The 19,520-nt window shown below is 66.6% G+C and carries 18 protein-coding genes, 1 tRNA gene and 1 pseudogene; 15 read left to right on the forward strand and 5 right to left on the reverse strand.

The window, feature by feature from the left end; all coding sequences use genetic code 11:
- A partial coding sequence (locus tag AC1DCZ_RS16815) for a PKD domain-containing protein (RefSeq protein WP_476975616.1) occupies nt 1-1,472 on the forward strand: 1,472 nt, incomplete at its 5' end.
- Between the two features lie 403 nt (nt 1,473-1,875).
- On the opposite strand, the gene AC1DCZ_RS16820 is transcribed toward AC1DCZ_RS16815, so the two are convergent.
- Nucleotides 1,876-2,550 (reverse strand): hypothetical protein, encoded by a 675-nt coding sequence (locus tag AC1DCZ_RS16820; RefSeq protein ID WP_476975617.1) that lies wholly within the window; start codon nt 2,548-2,550, stop codon nt 1,876-1,878.
- A 308-nt stretch (nt 2,551-2,858) separates the two neighbouring features.
- Between AC1DCZ_RS16820 and AC1DCZ_RS16825 the strand changes: the two are divergent.
- A pseudogene (locus AC1DCZ_RS16825) lies at nt 2,859-3,074 on the forward strand (cysteine desulfurase); the annotation flags it as partial.
- 162 nt (nt 3,075-3,236) lie between these two features.
- On the opposite strand, the gene AC1DCZ_RS16830 reads toward AC1DCZ_RS16825, so the two are convergent.
- Nucleotides 3,237-3,319: transfer RNA gene (locus AC1DCZ_RS16830), tRNA-Leu, on the reverse strand.
- Nucleotides 3,320-3,472: 153 nt separating this feature from the next.
- Between AC1DCZ_RS16830 and AC1DCZ_RS16835 the strand changes: the two genes are divergently transcribed.
- Both AC1DCZ_RS16835 and AC1DCZ_RS16840 read left to right on the forward strand, forming a co-directional pair.
- The gene (locus AC1DCZ_RS16835) at nt 3,473-4,777 is read left to right on the forward strand and encodes a M20/M25/M40 family metallo-hydrolase (RefSeq protein ID WP_476975618.1); all 1,305 of its coding nucleotides are present in this window, start codon (nt 3,473-3,475) and stop codon (nt 4,775-4,777) included.
- A 32-nt stretch (nt 4,778-4,809) separates the two neighbouring features.
- Nucleotides 4,810-5,973 carry an acyl-CoA dehydrogenase family protein gene (locus AC1DCZ_RS16840; protein ID WP_476975619.1) on the forward strand — a complete coding sequence of 388 codons (1,164 nt, stop codon included), beginning with the start codon at nt 4,810-4,812 and terminating at the stop codon, nt 5,971-5,973.
- Here AC1DCZ_RS16840 and AC1DCZ_RS16845 read toward each other — a convergent pair.
- The gene (locus tag AC1DCZ_RS16845) at nt 5,970-6,203 is read right to left on the reverse strand and encodes a DUF5703 family protein (protein ID WP_476975620.1); all 234 of its coding nucleotides are present in this window, start codon (nt 6,201-6,203) and stop codon (nt 5,970-5,972) included. The two genes, AC1DCZ_RS16840 and AC1DCZ_RS16845, sit on opposite strands and share 4 nt — an antisense overlap.
- Before the next feature lie 39 nt (nt 6,204-6,242).
- Between AC1DCZ_RS16845 and AC1DCZ_RS16850 the strand changes: the two genes are divergently transcribed.
- Nucleotides 6,243-6,521, forward strand: coding sequence for a hypothetical protein (locus AC1DCZ_RS16850; protein ID WP_476895482.1), 279 nt, complete (start codon nt 6,243-6,245; stop codon nt 6,519-6,521).
- Nucleotides 6,522-6,540: 19 nt separating this feature from the next.
- Here AC1DCZ_RS16850 and AC1DCZ_RS16855 read toward each other — a convergent pair whose 3' ends face one another.
- Nucleotides 6,541-7,476: an aldo/keto reductase gene (locus AC1DCZ_RS16855; protein WP_476975621.1), complete on the reverse strand. Its 936-nt coding sequence runs from the start codon at nt 7,474-7,476 to the stop codon at nt 6,541-6,543.
- 52 nt (nt 7,477-7,528) lie between these two features.
- Here AC1DCZ_RS16855 and AC1DCZ_RS16860 point away from each other — a divergent pair, with 52 nt between their 5' ends.
- Together AC1DCZ_RS16860 and mshC are read left to right on the forward strand one after the other, a co-directional pair.
- Nucleotides 7,529-8,362 (forward strand): undecaprenyl-diphosphate phosphatase, encoded by an 834-nt coding sequence (locus tag AC1DCZ_RS16860; protein WP_476895484.1) that lies wholly within the window; start codon nt 7,529-7,531, stop codon nt 8,360-8,362.
- Between the two features lie 15 nt (nt 8,363-8,377).
- Nucleotides 8,378-9,685: a cysteine--1-D-myo-inosityl 2-amino-2-deoxy-alpha-D-glucopyranoside ligase gene (gene mshC, locus AC1DCZ_RS16865; RefSeq protein WP_476975622.1), complete on the forward strand. Its 1,308-nt coding sequence runs from the start codon at nt 8,378-8,380 to the stop codon at nt 9,683-9,685.
- A gap of 67 nt (nt 9,686-9,752) precedes the next feature.
- Here mshC and AC1DCZ_RS16870 read toward each other — a convergent pair whose 3' ends face one another.
- Nucleotides 9,753-10,661: a PAC2 family protein gene (locus AC1DCZ_RS16870; protein ID WP_476975623.1), complete on the reverse strand. Its 909-nt coding sequence runs from the start codon at nt 10,659-10,661 to the stop codon at nt 9,753-9,755.
- Between the two features lie 182 nt (nt 10,662-10,843).
- On the opposite strand from AC1DCZ_RS16870, the gene AC1DCZ_RS16875 reads away from it, so the two are divergent.
- The 8 genes from AC1DCZ_RS16875 (at nt 10,844) to prcA (ending at nt 19,519) form a co-directional block, all read left to right on the forward strand.
- A complete protein-coding gene (locus AC1DCZ_RS16875) occupies nt 10,844-11,593 on the forward strand; it encodes an HAD family hydrolase (protein ID WP_476975624.1) in 750 nt (249 codons plus the stop codon).
- Complete coding sequence (locus AC1DCZ_RS16880) at nt 11,586-12,773, forward strand: site-2 protease family protein (RefSeq protein WP_476975625.1); 1,188 nt, start codon at nt 11,586-11,588, stop codon at nt 12,771-12,773. Before AC1DCZ_RS16875 ends, AC1DCZ_RS16880 begins: the two co-directional genes overlap by 8 nt.
- Before the next feature lie 162 nt (nt 12,774-12,935).
- A complete protein-coding gene (locus tag AC1DCZ_RS16885) occupies nt 12,936-14,027 on the forward strand; it encodes a tRNA (adenine-N1)-methyltransferase (RefSeq protein WP_476975626.1) in 1,092 nt (363 codons plus the stop codon).
- Nucleotides 14,028-14,111: 84 nt separating this feature from the next.
- Nucleotides 14,112-15,935, forward strand: a complete 1,824-nt coding sequence (gene arc, locus AC1DCZ_RS16890; RefSeq protein ID WP_476975627.1) for a proteasome ATPase — start codon at nt 14,112-14,114, stop codon at nt 15,933-15,935.
- Nucleotides 15,932-17,605 (forward strand): depupylase/deamidase Dop, encoded by a 1,674-nt coding sequence (gene dop / locus AC1DCZ_RS16895; RefSeq protein WP_476975628.1) that lies wholly within the window; start codon nt 15,932-15,934, stop codon nt 17,603-17,605. Before arc ends, dop begins: the two co-directional genes overlap by 4 nt.
- A 90-nt stretch (nt 17,606-17,695) precedes the next feature.
- Nucleotides 17,696-17,899 carry a ubiquitin-like protein Pup gene (locus AC1DCZ_RS16900; RefSeq protein ID WP_476895492.1) on the forward strand — a complete coding sequence of 68 codons (204 nt, stop codon included), beginning with the start codon at nt 17,696-17,698 and terminating at the stop codon, nt 17,897-17,899.
- 83 nt (nt 17,900-17,982) lie between these two features.
- Entirely contained in the window at nt 17,983-18,810 is an 828-nt protein-coding gene (gene prcB / locus AC1DCZ_RS16905; RefSeq protein WP_476975629.1) for a proteasome subunit beta, read from the forward strand.
- Nucleotide 18,811: 1 nt separating this feature from the next.
- Nucleotides 18,812-19,519 (forward strand): proteasome subunit alpha, encoded by a 708-nt coding sequence (gene prcA, locus AC1DCZ_RS16910; protein ID WP_476895494.1) that lies wholly within the window; start codon nt 18,812-18,814, stop codon nt 19,517-19,519.
- The last annotated feature ends 1 nt before the right edge of the window (nt 19,520 follow it).

Here is a 19,520-nt window from a genome sequence, read left to right on the forward strand (position 1 = left end):
CCTGGGACTTCGGAGACGGGTCCGTTGGCCAGGGTGCGACCGCGACCCACACCTACGCGGCTGCGGGAACCTACACGGTGAAGCTCACCGTGACGGATAACCAGARCGCGACGGGCGAGAAGACCGATCAGGTGACAGTGACGGCACCGGCACCGGTGGACGTGGTGGCTGTTCCGGCGAAATCCGCGTGGAGCTGGCGCTACGAAGCCACCGCACCTCCGGCCGACTGGAAGGGACAAGGCTTCGACGCTTCGTCCTGGAAGACCGGAAACGGCGTCCTGGGCTTCGGCTCCACGGGACTGGGTACGAATGTCGATGTCAGCACCGGAACCAGCACGCGACCGCTTGCTGCCTACTTCATCAAGACATTCACGGTGGATAACGCAGCCAGCGTTTCCAAGCTGACGCTCAAGACGGTCGCCGACGACGGCGTGGTGGTGTACGTCAACGGAACCGAAGTGGGCAGGACCAATATGCCTGCCGGCACCGTGACGTTCAATACCTACGCATCGAGTGCACCTCGCACCTCGGTGGCCGCGGCCAGCCCGGTGACGATGGATGTGCCGGTGTTCCTGCTGCGGAACGGGGCCAACACCATCGCCGTCGAGACGCATCTGAACTACCATGCTACGGCCGACGTCAGCTTCGACCTGAGCGCCATTGAAACGGTCGGCGGGACGGTGCCGAACCAGGCCCCGGTCGCCAAATTCACCTCGACGGTTTCGGGACTGGGAGTTTCGTTGGACGGGTCCACATCGGCCGATCCTGACGGGACGGTGGCATCATATGCCTGGAATTATGGTGACAACACCACCGGGACAGGTGCAACGGCCACTCACACCTACGCCGCCGCGGGGACATACACGGTCACGCTCACAGCTACGGATAACAAGGGTGCGACCGGTGTGGCAACGGCTCCGGTGACGGTCACCTCGGTGACGGGACCGGTGGATGTGGTCGTGGTGCCGGCGAAGTCTTCGTGGAGCTGGCGCTTCGCGTCAACGGCGCCGGATGCCGCGTGGAAGAACAACGGCTTTGATGCTTCCTCCTGGAAGATCGGCACCGCGGTTCTCGGGTTCGGCTCAACGGGCCTGGGAACGAACGTCGATGTTCCCCCGCCAGCCATCAGCCGGCCGCTGGCAGCGTACTTCCTCGATCAGTTCAATGTGGACAACCTCGCCAAGGTCTCGAAGCTGACGCTGAACACTGTGGCCGACGACGGGGTGGTGGTGTACGTCAACGGAACGGAGGTTGCCCGGCAGAATATGCCCGCCGGGGCGGTGACGTTCTCAACGTACGCGTCAGCCGCGCCCAGCACAGCCAAAGCCAACGCGGCGCCGCTGTCCATCAACGTGCCGCTGTCCGTGCTGGTGGCCGGCATCAACACCATCGCGGTGGAGACTCATCTGAACTACCACTCGACACCCGATATCAGCTTCGACCTCAAGGCTACGATGACCAAGCAGCCCTGAGCCGCAGCGGGGGATCCCCCGCTATGAGCGACAGACGGACCCGTCGGCAGCTGTACCAGCAGCCGGCGGGTCCGTCTCTATGTGGATGAGGGGAATGTCGCTGTCCCGGACGCCCAGCGGGGTTGGGCCTGCTGTCGGTCTGGCTGGGCTGCCGGCCGGGCTATCGCAGGGCAGCGACAGCCAGCGGGGTTGGGCCTGCTGTCGGTCTGCCTGGGCTGCCGGCCGGGCTATCGCAGGGCAGCGACGCCCAGCGGGGTTGAGCCTGCTGTCGGTCTGCCTGGGCTGCCGGCCGGGCTATCGCAGGGCAGCGACGGCCAGCGGGGTTGGGCCTGCTGTCGGTCTGCCTGGGCTGCCGGCCGGGCTATCGCAGGGCAGGGTGCCCGCCGTCGGGCGCCTCAGGGAATCAGCAGACCGGGTTGTCCGGAAAGGTCACTTGGCTGACACGCCACGTCTGCGTCGGGGACTGCACCAGCGTCATGACATTCAAGGACCGGTCCTTGGCGCTGCCTTTCTGGACCGTCGCTCCGTCATTCGTCAGCACGGAAACGGCCGAGGAATCGATGCAAACGTTGAGGGTGACGGTCGGCGGCTGTGCGCTCGGCTGGTAGCCGACCACCTCAGTTGATACCACTTCCGGCTTGCCGTCGAGGTGCCAGCCGTTGGCCTTGAACTCGCTGGTTCTTGCCATCAGGGAGTCGTAGGCGGAGCCGGTGGCCAACGCAGAGAGTTCGGCCTCAGGCGGCGGGGTCACCGTGGCAAGCACCGCGGCCGTCCTGCCCACGTACGCAGTGGCGTTCTCGGCCGCCGAAGCCTCGACGGGGGCCGGCACAGCAACAGCGGGGGTAGCGCTTGCCGACGGGGCCGCCGAGGGCTTTGCGGCGGGGGCCGCAGCAGCAGAGCCGGGCGCCGTCGGGGGCGCCGCAGACTGCGAAGGGGTGCTCTGAGCGTCGGGCCGGCCCGCGCCGGGGCTGCCTTGCGTGAAAATCAGCAGTACTATCAGGGCGGCCAGCACGACGGCGGCGACTACGATGCCGGTGGTGCGCACCCTGACTCTCGGAGCCTGACCCGGTTCGGACATGTTTGCTCTCCCTCGATAATCGCCACATTCGACGAGGCCTTCGGCGTCATCCGAACTCTGCCACGTCACGGGCAGTGACCAGTATCGTACACAGCCAGTGGTGCTGACTATAGCCCTGGACACGAAGCCGGATGCAGGCGGCGCGCGACGGGTTCGGCGGATGCCCGCGCCCGTGGGGCCATGGCGGCCGGAGGCGGAAATGGGGACCAGTCGCATCATTTCTTCGGCCGGGTCCCGCCGTGGAAGAATTAAGCCAATATTTCTCGAGCGCGGGAGCCTCCGAATCTTGTCAGGCTTAACGACGCACAATGGGCAGAGGTCAGCCGGTCCTGCCCTGCCGAAGTGCTGCGCAGTCGCAACGATTTCCCCATCCTGAACCAGCAGGCCGCGGCAAGCCGTTGACTTATCCGGACTCCGGTGCCAACTCCCAGAACCCGCCGGGCGTGCCTGAGGCGGAGCAGGAATTCTATGAGCGGCGCAAAGAGGCGGTGCACCACGGCGCCCAACAGCTTGCCGTGGCGGCGACCGACGCGTTCGAGAATGCGCGCAATACTGGTGCCCGGTGCGTCGGCGTGGGTGGTGAGGAGCTCATCGGGACGGCGGATGCTTTTGGGGGCGCCGATGTCGAACCCGTTGGTGCCCAGTTTTTGGGCACAAAAAAACCCCGGAAAACCGGGGTTTTTCAGTGCGCGGAGGGGGACTTGAACCCCCACCCCCTTTCGAGGACTAGCACCTCAAGCTAGCGCGTCTGCCATTCCGCCACCCGCGCAGGTGGTAATTCGGTGAACCTCTCGCCTTTCAGCGTTTTGGATTTCTCCGAAGCAGCGAGAAAGACTCTAGCACGAACTTTCCGGAAACAAATAATCGGGGCTTGTGGGTAGGCTGAAGCCAGCAAATGACCCGCATCCACGAGGAGCTGCACATGACTGAAATCAGGCCCGAGGACGAAGTTGTCAGGATCTGCCAGGAACTGATCCGCATCGACACATCGAACTACGGGGACGGTTCCGGTCCGGGGGAGCGCGCGGCTGCTGAATACACCGCCGGGCTCATGGCAGAGGTAGGGCTGGACGCCGAAATTTTCGAAGCCGCCCCTGGACGGGCGAGTGTGGTCACCCGGCTGGCAGGGGAGGACCCCTCGGCGAGCGCCCTGGTTGTGCACGGACACCTGGACGTTGTCCCGGCACTCCGCGAGCAGTGGTCCGTGGATCCCTTCGGCGCCGAACTCAAGGACGGCCTGATCTGGGGCCGCGGCGCCGTGGACATGAAGGACATGGACGCCATGATCCTCTCCGTACTGCGCAACTTCGCCCGCACGGGCCGCAAGCCCAAGCGCGACATCATCTTCGCGTTCTTCGCCGACGAGGAAGCCGGCGGCACCTACGGGGCCCGCTACGCCGTCGAGAAGCGGCCCGAACTCTTTGAAGGAGCCACCGAGGCGATCTCCGAGGTCGGCGGGTTCTCCGCCACGATCGGCGGCCAGCGCACCTACCTGCTGCAGACCGCTGAGAAAGGCCTGTCCTGGCTGCGCCTCGTCGCCCACGGCCGCGCCGGCCACGGCTCCCAGATCAACACGGACAACGCCGTGACGCGGCTGGCCGGCGCCGTCGCGCGCATCGGGGAATACAAATGGCCGATTGAACTGACGCCCACCACGAGGCAGTTCCTCGACGGCGTGACCGAACTCACCGGCGTCGAATTCGATCCGGACGATCCCGACAAGATCCTCAAGGAACTGGGCACGGTGGCCCGCTTCGTCGGGGCGACGCTGCAGAACACCACGAACCCCACACTGCTCAAGGGCGGCTACAAGCACAACGTCATTCCCGAATCGGCCGAAGCCCTCGTGGACTGCCGCACGCTGCCCGGGCAGGAGCAGCAGGTCCTGGAGATCGTCCGCGAGCTCGCGGGCACAGGCGTCGATATCAGCTACGTCCACCAGGACGTCTCCCTGGAAGTGCCGTTTGCCGGCAATCTCGTCGATTCGATGATCGACGCCCTGCACGCCGAGGATCCCGGGGCCAAGGTCCTGCCGTACACGCTTTCGGGCGGCACGGACAACAAGTCCCTGAGCAGGCTTGGCATCACCGGCTACGGTTTCGCCCCGCTGATGCTTCCGGACGAGCTCGACTTCACCGGAATGTTCCACGGCGTCGACGAGCGCGTCCCGGCCGATTCCCTGAAGTTCGGCGCGCGGGTCCTGGACACCCTGCTGACCAACTACTGAGTCCAGCCACTGACGGAGCCGGAACATAGACCGTGACACCTGAAGAGATCCTGACCGGACCCCTGCTGGAACGGATCCGCGGCCGGGCCGCCGGCTACGACCGTGCCAACGCGTTCTTCCATGAAGACCTGGCGGAACTCGCCGCTGCCGGCTATCTGAAGATCTTCGTGCCGGCATACGACGGCGGTCTGGGCCTCGGGCTCGCCGACGCGGCACAGCTGCAGCGGCGGCTGGCGACGGCGGCGCCGGCCACCGCACTGGCCATCAACATGCACCTGGTGTGGACCGGTGTCGCGCACGTCCTGGCGGCCAGGGGCGACTCCTCGCTGGATTTCGTCCTCCGCGAGGCCGCACAGGGGGAGGTGTTCGCGTTCGGGAATTCGGAGGCGGGCAACGACTCCGTGCTGTTCGACTCGCGGACGGAGGCGATCCCGCTGCCGGACGGCAGCTACAGCTTCACGGGCCGCAAGATCTTTACGAGCCTGTCCCCGGCGTGGACGAGGCTGGGGATTTTCGGAAGGGATGCCTCGGCCCGGGACGGCGAGGGGGAGCTGGTGCACGGCTTCATGACCCGGGACACCCCCGGCTACGAGATCCTGCAGGACTGGGACACGCTCGGCATGCGGGCCAGCCAGTCCAATACGACCGTGCTGCGCGGCGCCGTCGTACCGGCGGAGCGGATCTTCAGGAAACTGCCCGTAGGCCCGAATGCGGACCCGCTGGTCTTTGCAATCTTCGCCTGCTTTGAGACGCTCCTGGCGGCGGTCTACACGGGCATCGGCGAACGGGCCTTCGCGCTGGGCGTTGAGGCCGCCAAACGCCGGACCTCGTTCAAGAGCGGCGGCCGCAGCTACGCGCAGGATCCGGATATCCGGTGGAAGGTGGCGGAAGCGGCGATGGCCATGGACGCGCTCTGCCCTCAGCTCTCCCGCGTGGCCTCGGACGTGGACGAACTGGCCGAGCACGGCAGCCAGTGGTTCCCCAGGCTGGTGGGACTCAAGGTCAGGGCGACCGAAACCGCACGGTCGGTGGTGGACCTCGCCATCCGCGTCTCCGGCGGATCAAGCTACTTCCACGGTTCCGAACTGGAGAGGTTGTACCGGGACGTGCTGGCCGGAATGTTCCACCCGTCCGACGACGAATCGGCGCATAATACGGTGGCCAATGCGTGGCTGGGGCCGCTGGAAACGCCCTAGACGGTCCGCTGGACCTGAATCACTTTCCGGCGCAGCCAGAAGCGGCGTCCGCCGCCGAGATACAGGACGCTGCGCTCCAGTTCCCACTTGCCGTACTCGGAATGTTCCACGAGCCTGCGGCGCGCGTCGGGCAGGGAATCCTCAGGCCCCACCGTCAGTACGAGGTACTCGTACTGCTTCACATAGTCCCGTTCCCGCTGGACTGAACTGCTCAGAAAATGTTCCTTCATTGCTCTCCATTTTCGTCCTTTTCCGGCTAACGTGAAGTCATGAGCATCGATCCGCGTGTCGCGCTTGAGTCCCTGACCGCCGCTTTGGAAGAACACTTGGCTGCCGCCGCGGCGCGCCGCGGCGAGGGGGACCCGGCGGTCGAGGCGGCCTTCTTTGCCGTTGCCGACGCCTTTGAAGTCTACGACGACTCCCTGTACGAAGCGTACGGGGAGGTCACGCCGCTCGAAGTGATCGACGACGACAGCGACGACGACGAGGAAGAGGACGTCGACGACGAGGAAGACCTCGAGATCCTCCAGGAATCCGAGCAGAACTAGCTATATTCCAGCGCCTGCGTCAGGCCGGGCTGGACACGTCTTCCAGCGCCTGCGCAATTTCCGGCGGCAGCGGCGCGAGCGTGGACTCGAGAATCTCCTTGAGCTGAACGGGCGTCCGGGCGCCCACGATGGCCGTGGCAACCCCGTGCTGGGAGAGCAGCCAGCTCAGCGAGACGTCCAGTGACGTCCTGCCCAGTCCTTTTGCGGCCATCGCGATTGCTTCGACCACACTGGAGGCGGGCCCCTCGAGGTAAGGCTCCACGTAACCGGCGAGCCGCTGGTGGGCGGCACGCGAATCGGCGGGGATGTGGCCCCGGTATTTTCCGCTCAGGACGCCGCGCCCCAGGGGCCCCCACGCCATCAGGCCCAGTCCGGCATCCTCGACCGCGGGAATCAGCTCGATTTCCGGCGTGCGGTGCAGCAGCGAATATTCGGACTGGTTCGCCACCAAGGGGAAACCGGCAACCGCTGCCGCCTTGGCCGTCTGCCAGCCATTGAAGTTCGAAACACCGGCATAGCGGGCCCGGCCCGAACGTACGGCGTACTCCAGCGCGGACAGCGTTTCGTCCAGCGGCACGTTGGGGTCCCAGGCATGGGCGAACCAGAGGTCCACGTACTCAGTGCCCAGCCGTGCAAGGCTTGCGTCCAGGCCGGAGAGCATCCCGTTACGGGACGTGTCAACGCTCCGGCGCCCGTCCGACGTCGAAAGTCCGGCTTTGGTGGAGATCACCACTTCGGAGCGCGCGACGACATCGCCGAGCATCCCGCCAAGCATGGCTTCCGCCTGGCCGTCGGCGTAGGACGCTGCCGTGTCGATCAGGGAACCGCCGCCGTCGACAAAGGTCCGCAGCAGCCCGGAGGCATCCTGCTCATCGGTCTCACGGGCCCAGGACATGGTGCCAAGGGAGAGGGCGGACACGCGCAAACCACTGTTGCCGACATAACGCTGCTGCATGTCAGCAAGCTTACGGGGATTCGGAGGCGTTCATAACGTAGGGTCTATAAACGTGAACTGGTTTGAAGCGGCCCTGCTGGGCCTTGTGCAGGGACTGACCGAATTCCTCCCGATTTCCTCAAGCGCCCATCTGCGGATTGTTGGCTCGTTCTTTCCCAACGGCTCAGATCCGGGAGCGGCATTTACCGCCATCACCCAACTGGGAACCGAGACGGCGGTCATCGTCTACTTCTGGCATGACATCGTCCGGATCGTCAGGGCATGGTTCGGCTCCCTTACCGGCAAGGTGTCCCGGCAGAATCCGGACGCCCGCATGGGTTGGCTGGTCATCCTGGGCAGCCTGCCGATCATCATCCTCGGCCTGCTGTTCCAGAACCAGATCGAATCGGTGCTCCGCAGCCTGTGGATCGTGGCCACCACGCTCATTGTGTTCGGCATGATCCTGGCGGTCGCCGACGCCGTGGGGCGCCAGGAGCGCTACCTCTCCAAGCTCACCTACAAACACGGAATCCTGTACGGGCTGGCCCAGGCCATGGCCCTCATCCCGGGCGTATCCCGCTCCGGCGGCACCATCACGGCCGGTCTGCTCATGGGCTACACCCGGGAAGCCGCGGCACGCTATTCCTTCCTGCTCGCGATCCCGGCCGTCTTCGGCAGCGGCCTCTACGAGCTCTACAAAGTCCTCACCAAGGAAGGGATCACCGGACCGTACGGGCTGCCGGAAACCGCTCTGGCCACAGTTATCGCCTTCGCTGTGGGCTACGTCATCATCGGCTGGTTCCTGAAGTACGTCTCAACCCGCAGCTACCGCCTCTTCGTCTGGTACCGGATCTTCGCAGGCCTGGCGCTGTACCTGCTGCTCGGTTTCAATGTCATCAGTGCCTAGCACTAGGCTTGGGCTGTGAAGTCCTGGATATCCCGCCCTGTTCCCCAACTCCCGGGCAGCATGCCTGCCGTGCGCCTCTTTGACACCGTCAAAGGCCGCGTCGTCACCCTGGAGGCAGCGGGTGAGCAGTCCATGTACGTCTGCGGCATCACCCCCTACGACGCCACGCACATGGGGCACGCGGCCAGCTACGTCGCCTTCGACCTGCTCAACCGTGCCTGGCGGGACGGCAAGCAGCAGGTTGCCTATGTCCAGAACGTGACCGACGTCGACGACCCCCTGCTCGAACGCGCGACGGCGACCGGCGTGGACTGGCGGGACCTCGCGGCAAGCCAGATCGAGCTGTTCCAGACGGACATGGAAGCCCTCAACGTCCTGGCCCCGGACCACTACGTCGGTGCCGTTGAAGCCGTGCCGATGATCGTGCCCGCGATCGAGCGCCTCCTCCACCAGGGCCTGGCTTACAGGGTCGCCGGTGCCGCCGGCGAACCCGACGGCGATGTCTACTACGATGTCGAAGCCGCCGGCAAGCACTCCGCGAACGCTGTCGGCTTCGCAGGCGCCGCTGCCGACGCATGGACGCTCGGCTCCGTTTCGGGCCTGTCCGACGCCGAAATGCTGGAACTTTTCGCCGAACGCGGCGGCGACCCGGGACGCGCCGGGAAGCGCCAGGCGCTTGACCCGCTGCTGTGGCGTGTCGCCCGCGAGGGCGAGCCCTCTTGGCCCGGCGGCGAACTGGGGGAGGGGCGGCCCGGCTGGCACATCGAATGCACCGTCATCGCGCAGAAATATTTGCCGGCACCGTTCACCGTCCAGGGCGGCGGATCCGACCTCATCTTCCCGCACCACGAGATGGGCGCCGGACACGCTTATTCGCTGGCCGGCGTCCCGCTTGCCCGCCACTTTGCACACGCCGGGATGGTGGGCCTCGACGGCGAAAAGATGAGCAAGTCCAAGGGCAACCTGGTGCTCGTTTCGCGGCTCCGGGCCGCAGGCGAAGATCCGGCCGCCATCCGGCTGGCCATCCTGGCGCATCACTACCGTTCGGACTGGTCCTGGACCGATGCCGGGTTCCACGAAGCCAAGGAAAGGCTCCAGACGTGGCGCTCCGCCCTGGCTGCGGCCCCCGCGGGTTCCGCCGGCGGGCTCATCGCCCGGCTGCGGGCCGAAATGTCCGATGATTTGAACGCCCCCGCGGCGCTGGCCGCCGTCGACGCCTGGGCGAAAGCAGCGCTGGAGCACACCGGCACGGTTTCCGGCTCGTCCACGGACGCGGCCCTGGTGGGCGACGCCGTCAACGCCCTGCTCGGCGTCGAACTCTAAATCGAAATCCGGGGCCCGCCGGATCGCATTCCAGGCGGGCCGGCGGGCCAGCCCTGCGCAAGCCCGTTTACGAGGGCTTGTCCTTGCCCCGCCGTTTGAGGTAGCGCTCGAATTCGCGCGCAATTGACTCGCCGCTTGCCTCCGGGAGGTCGGCGGTGTCCTTTGCCTCCTCCAACTGGCGCACGTAGGCCGCAATTTCCGGGTCCTCCGTAGCCAGCTCGTCGACACCGCGTTCCCACGCGTCCGATTCCTCCACGAGCTCCTGGGTGTCCAGGGGGACCTGCAGCAGCTCCTCGATCCGGTGCAAGAGCGCAAGTTGTGCCTTCGGGGAGGGCGCCTGGGCCACGTAGTGCGGTACGGCCGCCCAGAGCGACACCGTGGGCAAACCTGCCAGCAGCGCCACCTCGCCGAGCACGCCGACGATTCCGACCGGGCCCTCATACTGCGACGCCTCCAGGTCCATCCGCTCACGCAGGGCGTTGTCGTCCGTTGACGTACTGACGGGGATGGGGCGGCTGTGCGGCACGTCCGCGAGGAGGGCGCCGACCAGGATCACGTCGTCGACGTGCAGCGCTTCCGCATGCACGAGGAGCTCGGCCGTATAAGCGCGCCACTTATAGGACGGCTCCGTGCCCTGCACAAAGATCACGTCCACGTTGGAGTCCGGAACGCTGGCCTTGAAGATACGTGTGGAGGGCCACTTGATCTTCCGGTCACCCGAGGCGGTCCGGCGGATCGTCGGCCGTGTGAACTGGAAGTCGTAGTACTCATCGGCGTCGATCGTCGCGACCTTCTTGCCGCCCCACAGCTTGTTCAGATAGCGCAGGGCGTCGCTCGCGGCCTCGCCGGCGTCGTTCCAGCCCTCAAACGCGGCCATCATCACCGTAATGCGCCGCCCCTCGGGAACCGGCTGCAGCAGCCGCTCCGGCTCGGGGACGGCGCCTGGTTCCGTGGGGTCTCCCTCGAAGCTATTCATCTCATCACCCTACTTCCAAGGGGCGGGCCCGTGCAGGGAATGAAGCACCGCAAGTCGGCAAATCTCTGCCCGCATGCCGCAACCGTGCCGCTCGTGGGTGCCGGCGGCGGCGCCCGGCCACCTGATATTCGCCAGTGGCGTAGTCCGGACGGCGGGCGGGCGCTTCACCGTAGACTGGACGCATGCGATCCTCAGCTTCCCGGCCACTTCTCAAAGCTGCGCTCTGGGACATGGACGGCACCATCGTCGACACGGAACCGTACTGGATCGAGGCTGAACACGACCTCGTCGCCGCCCACGGCGGAGAGTGGTCACATGCCAAGGCCATGCAGCTCGTGGGCCAGTCCCTCATGTTTTCCGCGGGGATCCTGCAGGACGCCGGCGTGAAGCTGGAGCGCCGCGAAATCATCGACACCCTCACCGCTCACGTCATCAGCCGGGTACGGATCGCCGTACCGTGGCGGCCCGGGGCGCGGGAGCTGCTCGACGAGCTCCACTCCGCCGGAGTCCGCTGCGCCCTCGTGACCATGTCCGAGGCCCCCCTTGCCCGCGAGATTGTTGCCAGTCTGCCAAAGCCGTACTTCGACTTTCTCGTCACCGGGGACACCGTCACCAACGGCAAGCCCCATCCCGAGGCCTACCTCAAGGCCGTGGAACTGCTTCAACAACAGGATCCGGGACTAACGCTGGACGAGTGTGTGGCGCTTGAAGACTCCGAGCCGGGAGTCGCCGCAGCGGTGACTTCGGGCGTCGTGACGGTCGCCATTCCGCACATCATGCCGCTCCCGGACGATCCCCGCCGCGCCACCTGGGACACCCTGGCGGGCCGCACCGTGGCCGACCTTGAAGAGCTGGTGGCCCTGCGTCACGAGTTCCCGGACGCGACATTCGGGCTGGCAAGTGCCGTCACGGGGAGCAACGGCGTTGACTGACACCGAGACCCAGGGGCAGCCCGGCCAGCGCCTGTCCACCCGCAAAGAGGGAATCCCGCTGGGACGCATCGCGGGGATCCCGGTAATCCTCGCGTATTCCTGGTTCGTGATCGCGGCGTTCACCGTTATCGTCTACGGGCCCGTTCTCCAGCACAACAATCCCCGCCTCGGCCTCACGGCCTACCTGGTGGCGTTCGCGTACGCCGTGCTGCTCCTGATATCCGTGCTGGTGCACGAGCTCGCCCATGCGCTGACCGCCAAAATGTACCACTGGCCCACCCAGAAAATCGTCCTCAATCTCTGGGGCGGCCACACCCAGTTCGAGAGTTTCACCGCATCCCCGGGCCGGTCGGTACTGGTGGCCATGGCCGGACCGGCAGCGAACTTCGTGCTCGCAGGCGGCGGCTGGCTGTTGGTGTCCACCGGAAGTCTCAGCGGCGTCGCTGACATCCTGGCCAACATCTTCGTGTGGGCCAACCTGCTGATCGGCATCTTCAACGTACTGCCGGGCCTTCCCCTGGACGGCGGAAGGCTCGTCGAATCCGCCGTGTGGAAGGCGACCGGCAGCCAGGAAAAGGGCACCATAGCCGCAGGCTGGGGCGGCAGGATCATCGTCATCGCCCTTGCCCTCTGGTTTGTGGTGCTGCCCCTGCTCAGCGGGGGGCTCCCGGACGTTTCCTTCATCCTCATCACGGTTCTGGTCGGCAGTTTCCTCTGGATGGGCGCGACGGCCTCGATCCAGCAGGCACGGCTGCGGAGCCGGCTGCACCTCGTGGACGCAGCGGCCCTCGCCGAGCCCGCCGTGGGCCTGCCCGAATCCGCGACGGTCGCAGACGCCCTTGCCCTGGCTCCGGCCGGGACCCCGGCGGTCGTGCTGTGCGGCCCGGACGGCCGCCCAGTGGCAATCGTGGACGCTGGGGCTGCCGCGAGCGTTCCTGCGTCCGCTGTCGCGGTGACCCCTGTCACCGCGGTGTCCTACGCCCTTGGCGCCGGCGCCTACGTTCCGGAATGGTCCCAGGGCCAGGAACTGGTCCAGTACCTGGCCCAGCTGGAAGGCCAGGAGTACGCAGTGGTGGACCGGGACGGGGCGGTCACCGGCCTGCTCCGCCAGTCCACCGTTCTCAACGCCATCACCGGGAAGGGTCCAGGCAACGGCAGTCGCGGGCCGGCCAACGCCTGAAAACAGCCCCGCAGCCACCGTGGCAACCCGGGCGAAGGCCCCAACCAGGGCCGGAACCGGTAGAGTTACGTGCCGGTCGTGAATTCCGGCCCCACACGCAAGGACCGGTGCCCGCCGGAAGATTTGCGGCCACAGAGCGTTACAGGAGTGAGGAACATCGTCATGAGCAGCGACACCGCCGCCAACACCAGCCAGGCCGCCGCCACGGCACCGGCCAGCCCCGCCACCGGAGCAGCCGCCGTGCCGGCCGCCGGTACGGCGCCGGTGGGAGCGACCCGCCGCCGCGGCCCGTTTCGTGAAGGCGAGCGCGTGCAGCTCACCGACGAGCGCGGCCGCATGAACACGATCAGCCTAGAAGTAGGCGGTGCCTTCCACACGCACCGCGGCTTCCTGAACCACGACGAGATCATCGGCAAGCCCGACGGCTCCGTCGTCGTGAACAACGTCGGCCAGCAGTACCAGACCCTGCGGCCGCTCCTCTCGGACTTCGTGCTTTCGATGCCCCGCGGCGCAGCGGTGGTCTACCCCAAGGACGCCGGACAGATCGTCACCATGGCTGACATCTTCCCGGGCGCACGCGTCGTCGAGGCCGGGGTCGGCTCCGGCGCACTGTCCATCTCGCTGCTGCGTGCGGTGGGGGACAACGGCTACCTGCACTCCTTTGAACGCCGCGAGGAATTCGCGGACATCGCCCGTGGCAACGTCGAGACGATCTTCGGCGGACCGCACCCGGCGTGGAAAATCTCCCTCGGCGATTTCCAGGAGGAAGTCGTCCGGACGGAGGCTCCCGCTTCCGTGGACCGCGTGGTCCTGGACATGCTCGCCCCCTGGGAGTGCCTCGACGCCGTCGCAACCGTCCTGGCCCCGGGCGGCGTCTGGATCAATTATGTCGCCACTGTGACGCAGTTGTCCCGCACCGCCGAGGCCATCCGCGCCGACGGCCGCTTCACCGAGCCCGACGCCTGGGAATCCATGGTCCGCGGCTGGCACCTTGAGGGCCTGGCCGTGCGGCCCGACCACCGGATGGTGGCCCACACCGGCTTCCTGCTCGTCACCCGTCGCCTCGCAGACGGCGTCACGGGCATCTCCATGAAGCGCCGCCCGTCCAAGACGGACTTCAACGAAGAGGACGTCAACGCCTGGACGCCCGGGGCAGTGGGGGAGCGGGCCGTCTCGGACAAGAAGCTCCGCCGCGCCGCGCGCGACGCCATTGCCGGGACGAACGTCGTGGACGCCCCGGAGGTAACGAACTAGCCAGCATATTTCGGATGTCTCCACCGGCACCCGCCTTCTTGGGGCTAAGGTCTTAATAGAAGAGCAGGAAGGGGCTGATGCACGATGGACACTCCGAACACTGACCCGGGCCGCACACCGGCGGACGACGCAGCGGCCACAGCCGCGCGGGCGGATGCCGGCCAAGGCGAGGGCTGGCCCTCAGCCACCGACGGTGACCGCTACGCGGCCAACGAACTGTCCGTGGCAGAGCGACAGGTCAACATCCTTAGGGACAAGCTCAGGCATATTGACCGCCAGCTCGCTGCCGCGACGCAGAACAACTCCAAGTTGGTCGGCATGCTGGAGACCGCAAAAGCCGAAATCCTGCGGCTCAAGAACGCCCTCGACCAGGAAGGCCAGCCGCCCTACAGTTTCGGCACGATCCTTCAGGTTAACCCCAAGCGCCAGGCGTCCGCCGGCAACAGCGGACAGGCTGCCACCGAGGAGTCCGTGGACATCTTCAACGCCGGGCGGAAGATGCGTGTCGGGGTCAGTCCGCTGGTGAACCTCAACCAGCTCGCGGTCGGCCAGGAGGTCCTCCTCAACGAAGCCCTGATGGTCGTGGCCGGTCTCGGCTACGAGCGGGCGGGGGACCTCGTCACGCTCAAGGAGATGCTCGGTCCGGACCGCGCCCTCGTCGTCGGGCGGGCCGACGAGGAACGCGTCATCCGCCTCTCGGGCGCACTCCTGGCCCAGAAACTCCGCGTCGGCGACGCCCTCTCGATCGACTCCCGCACCGGCTACGCACTGGAGAAGATTCCGCGCTCCGAAGTGGAGAACCTGGTCCTGGAAGAAGTGCCCGATATCACCTACCAGGACATCGGCGGTCTTGGACCGCAGATCGAGCAGATCCGCGACGCCGTCGAACTCCCGTTCCTGCATCCGGACCTGTACCGCGAGCACGGGCTGAAGGCGCCCAAGGGCATCCTGCTTTACGGACCGCCTGGCTGCGGCAAGACCCTGATCGCCAAGGCCGTGGCGAACTCCCTCGCCGCGCGGGCCGCCGAGCGTGCCGGCAAGACCGACATGAAGAGCTATTTCCTGAACATCAAGGGCCCCGAGCTCCTCGACAAGTACGTCGGCGAAACGGAACGGCACATCAGGCTGATCTTCGCCCGCGCCCGCGAAAAGGCGTCCGAGGGCAGCCCTGTGGTGGTGTTCTTCGATGAAATGGATTCGCTGTTCCGCACGCGTGGCACCGGCATCTCCTCCGACGTCGAGACAACGATTGTCCCGCAGCTGCTCAGCGAGATCGACGGCGTGGAGCGGCTGGACAACGTGATCGTAATCGGCGCCTCCAACCGGGAGGACATGATCGACCCGGCCATCCTGCGTCCGGGCCGGCTGGACGTCAAGGTAAAGATCCAGCGCCCCGACGCCGAGGCCGCCGCGGACATCTTCAACAAGTACATCACCAGGGATCTTCCGTTCCACGTGACCGATCTCGCCGAACACAACGGCGATGTCCAGGCCACCGTGGATGCCATGGTCCAGCGGACCGTCGAAGCCATGTACTCCACCGAAAAGTCCAACGAATACCTCGAGGTGACGTACGCCAACGGCGACACCGAGATGCTCTACTTCAAGGACTTCAATTCCGGTGCCGTCGTGCAGAACGTGGTGGACCGGGCCAAAAAATACGCCATCAAGGACCTGCTGACCATCGGGCAGAAGGGCCTGCGGATCGACCATCTGCTGCGTGCCGTAGTTGACGAATTCCGTGAGCACGAGGACATGCCGAACACCACCAACCCGGATGACTGGGCACGGATCTCAGGCAAAAAGGGCGAGCGCATTACCTACATCCGCACCATCGTCCAGGGCAAGGCGGGCCAGGAGCCCGGCAAGTCCATCGAGACGATGCCCAGCACGGGCCAGTACCTGTGACCGCTGTTGTCCCCGGCAAGCCGGCCGACGCCGCCGGCGGCCTGCCTGCGGGCGGGGCGATGAGGGTGATGGGCTCGGAGACCGAGTACGGAATCCACGCGCCGTCCGCACCCGGAGCCAACGCCACCATGATGTCTGCCCGGGTGATCCAGGCGTACGCGCAGGTGACGCGGCAGCGCGCCGCCGGCGGGGCCGAAACCCGGTGGGATTACACCGACGAGGAGCCGCTGCATGATGCCCGCGGCTGGACACTGGAGCGGAGCGCGGCCTCACCCGGACAGCTCACGGACTTACCTCCCGTCCTTGACGCTGAGGCGGTGGCCCTCGCCTATGGGCGCCAGGAGCTGGAGGCCGACGGGGAGGACGAGTCCGGCTCCCTCCTCATGAACATGGTCCTCGGCAACGGGGCACGGCTGTACGTCGACCACGCCCACCCGGAGTATTCGAGCCCGGAGGTCACGAATCCGCGCGATGCAGTTTCCTGGGACGCCGCCGGGGACCTCGTGGCTTTGGCGGCAGTGCGCCGCCTCGCCGCGGACCCGGACCTGCCGCCCATCAATCTCTACAAGAACAACACTGACAACAAGTCGGTCTCCTACGGCTCCCACGAGAACTACCTGATGCCCCGCGCGGTGCCGTTCGGGGACATCGTCCGCGGGCTGACGCCGTTCTTCGTCACCCGGCAGATCATCTGCGGTGCCGGCCGCGTGGGCATGGGGCAGGACAGCTCCCGGCCCGGCTACCAGATCAGCCAGCGCGCCGATTTTTTCGAGACCGAGGTCGGACTCGAGACGACGATCCGGCGCCCCATCATCAACACCCGCGACGAGCCCCACGCCACGGCGGACAAGTACCGCCGGCTCCACGTCATCATCGGCGACGCCAACCTCAGCCAGGCGTCCAACTACCTGAAATTCGGCACAACCGCGATGGTCTTGAGCCTCATCGAGGCCGGCCTGGCGCCGCGGATTGAGGTCCACGAACCGGTGGCGGCCCTGCAGGCCGTCAGCCACGACACCTCCCTCACGGCCACGCTGCGGCTGCACGACGGACGCCGGATAACGGCACTGGACCTGCAGTGGATTTACTACGAGGCCGCCGCGAAGCACGCCCAGGACGCCGGTGTCGCGGACGCGGTGGACGGTGACGGGCACACCCACGAAGTACTCGAACGCTGGTCTGCCACGCTGACCGAACTGGGCGGCGACCGGACGGGGGCCGCTTCCTCGGTGGAGTGGCTGGCCAAGCTGTCCCTTCTGGAGGGCTACCGGCAGCGGGACGGCCTCGGCTGGGACAATGCGCGCCTTGGCCTCATCGACCTGCAATGGGCCGACATCCGGCCCGAAAAGGGACTCTACTACCGGCTGCTCGCCCGCGACCGGATGCAGCGGATCGTCGACGACGCCGCGATCGCACGTGCGGTGACGGAACCGCCGTCGGACACGCGCGCGTTCTTCCGCGGGCGCTGTGTCAGCCGCTTCGGGACCGATCTGGTGGGGGCCAGCTGGGACTCCGTCATCTTCGATGTTCCCGGCCGCGGGCGGCTTCAGCGGGTCCCCACGCGCGAGCCGCTGCGGGGAACCGAGGCCCTCACCGGGGGTCTGTTTGCCCGGCACCGTGAGGCCGGGCCGTTCCTGGCAGAACTCCTCGGGCTCAGCCCGGGTTCATAGGAACAAAGACCCCCGCGGAGGCACCCGGCGTGGCACTATTGCTACAGGATGTCCCTTAGGAGAAAAGGGACGGACAGTAAGGAGAAAACAATGGCAGGCCAGGAGCAGCAGCAGCCGCAGTCGCGGGACACCGAGGTTGACGAGGACGTCCCCGCCGCGCCGCCGGCCCCCGCCGAAGCGCAGGCGTCCGGAGCCACCCAGGGCGTCGACGATCTCCTCGATGAGATCGACGGCGTGCTGGAATCCAACGCCGAGGAGTTCGTCCGCGCTTTCGTCCAGAAGGGCGGCCAGTAGGGGCGCCGCCGGCCGCCGGAGGACGGCGGGAGGGGCCAGGGGCCGGAAGTGTCGTTGATCCACCACGTTGAGGGAGAGCGTCAGTGCAGGAAACAACAACCAACCAGGTAGCGGCCAACGCGACGTCCTCATTCACCGAGCACCTGCAACGCGAACGTCCCGACTTACTGCCTTTCAACCAGTTGCCTGCCGCAGCGATCGCCGGCCCTCCCGCGCCGCACCTGCAAGTGCCGCACGGCACGACGATCGTCGCGATGACCTACGCCGGCGGGGTGCTGATGGCGGGGGACCGGCGGGCCACCATGGGCAACGTGATCGCGAGCCGGCACATCGAAAAGGTGTTCCCGGCCGACCAGTACTCTGTGTTGGGCATCGCCGGGACGGCCGGGATCGCCCTCGACATCACCCGGCTGTTCCAGGTTGAACTGGAGCACTACGAGAAGATCGAGGGAACGCTGCTGAGCCTGGACGGCAAGGCGAACCGGCTCGGTGCCATGATCCGCAGCAATCTCCCGATGGCCATGCAGGGGCTTGCCGTCGTCCCGCTGTTCGCCGGTTTCGACCGGCCGGCCGGACTCGGACGGCTGTTCTCCTACGATGTCACCGGCGGCCGGTACGAGGAGCAGGAACACCATAGCGTGGGGTCGGGCTCGATGTTCGCCCGCGGGGCCCTGAAGAAACTCTGGCGCCCCAACCTCTCCGAGCAGGACGCCGTCGCCGTCGCCGTCGAGGCGCTGTACGACGCCGCCGACGACGACTCGGCCACGGGCGGCCCGGACCCTGTCCGGCAGCTCTGGCCGGTCGTGTACATCGTGAACCGCTCGGGAGCGTTCCGGGTCCCGGAACGCGAGCTCGCTGCGGTGGCGGAGACCGTCATCGCATCCAGGGCCGTCGCCCAGCGGGAGGCCTGAGATGACCCAGCAGTTTTATGTATCGCCGGAACAGCTGATGAAGGACCGTGCGGACTTCGCACGGAAAGGCATCGCACGGGGACGCTCGGTGGTGGTAATCAGTTGCCGCGACGGGATTGCGCTCGTGGCGGAAAATCCGTCACCGTCGCTCCACAAGATCGGCGAAATCTACGACAAGATCGCGTTCGCCGCTGTCGGCAAGTACAACGAGTTCGAGAGCCTGCGCCAGGCCGGGGTGCGGTACGCGGACGTCCGCGGCTACTCGTATGACCGCGAGGACGTGACCGCAAGGGGACTGGCCAGCGTCTACGCGCAAAGCCTGGGAGCGGTCTTCACGGCCGAGCAGAAGCCCTTTGAAGTGGAGCTCGCCGTGGCCGAAGTGGGCCCCCTCCAGGAGGCGGACCACCTGTACCGGCTGACATTCGACGGGTCCATCGCCGACGAACAGGGATTCATCGTCATGGGCGGACAGGCCGACAAGGTCTCCGAGGCCGTCGAAGCGGGCTGGCAGGGCGAACTCGACTTCGCCGGAGCCATCCGGCTCGCCCTGGCGGGCCTCGTGGCGGACAAGGAAACCGCCGCCCTGCCGGCGTCGGCAGTGGAGGTTGCGGTGCTGGACCGCGGCTCGGAAAGCAGCCGGGGCACGCGCCGCGCCTTCCGCCGGCTCGAGGACGCCGACATAGTGGCATTGCTTGCTGAGGAGAACTGAG

Source organism: Arthrobacter sp. 10N418 (genome assembly GCF_056394725.1).

Bases quoted from the DNA above. Each gene is read 5' to 3' on its own strand.
- AC1DCZ_RS16820 (WP_476975617.1), bottom strand. From the start codon at position 2,550: ATGTCCGAACCGGGTCAGGCTCCGAGAGTCAGGGTGCGCACCACCGGC.
- AC1DCZ_RS16885 (WP_476975626.1), top strand. From the start codon at position 12,936: ATGAGCAGCGACACCGCCGCCAACACCAGCCAGGCCGCCGCCACGGCA.
- AC1DCZ_RS16850 (WP_476895482.1), top strand. From the start codon at position 6,243: ATGAGCATCGATCCGCGTGTCGCGCTTGAGTCCCTGACCGCCGCTTTG.
- arc (WP_476975627.1), top strand. From the start codon at position 14,112: ATGGACACTCCGAACACTGACCCGGGCCGCACACCGGCGGACGACGCA.
- AC1DCZ_RS16875 (WP_476975624.1), top strand. From the start codon at position 10,844: ATGCGATCCTCAGCTTCCCGGCCACTTCTCAAAGCTGCGCTCTGGGAC.
- AC1DCZ_RS16900 (WP_476895492.1), top strand. From the start codon at position 17,696: ATGGCAGGCCAGGAGCAGCAGCAGCCGCAGTCGCGGGACACCGAGGTT.
- prcA (WP_476895494.1), top strand. From the start codon at position 18,812: ATGACCCAGCAGTTTTATGTATCGCCGGAACAGCTGATGAAGGACCGT.
- AC1DCZ_RS16845 (WP_476975620.1), bottom strand. From the start codon at position 6,203: ATGAAGGAACATTTTCTGAGCAGTTCAGTCCAGCGGGAACGGGACTAT.
- AC1DCZ_RS16855 (WP_476975621.1), bottom strand. From the start codon at position 7,476: ATGCAGCAGCGTTATGTCGGCAACAGTGGTTTGCGCGTGTCCGCCCTC.
- AC1DCZ_RS16835 (WP_476975618.1), top strand. From the start codon at position 3,473: ATGACTGAAATCAGGCCCGAGGACGAAGTTGTCAGGATCTGCCAGGAA.
- AC1DCZ_RS16870 (WP_476975623.1), bottom strand. From the start codon at position 10,661: ATGAATAGCTTCGAGGGAGACCCCACGGAACCAGGCGCCGTCCCCGAG.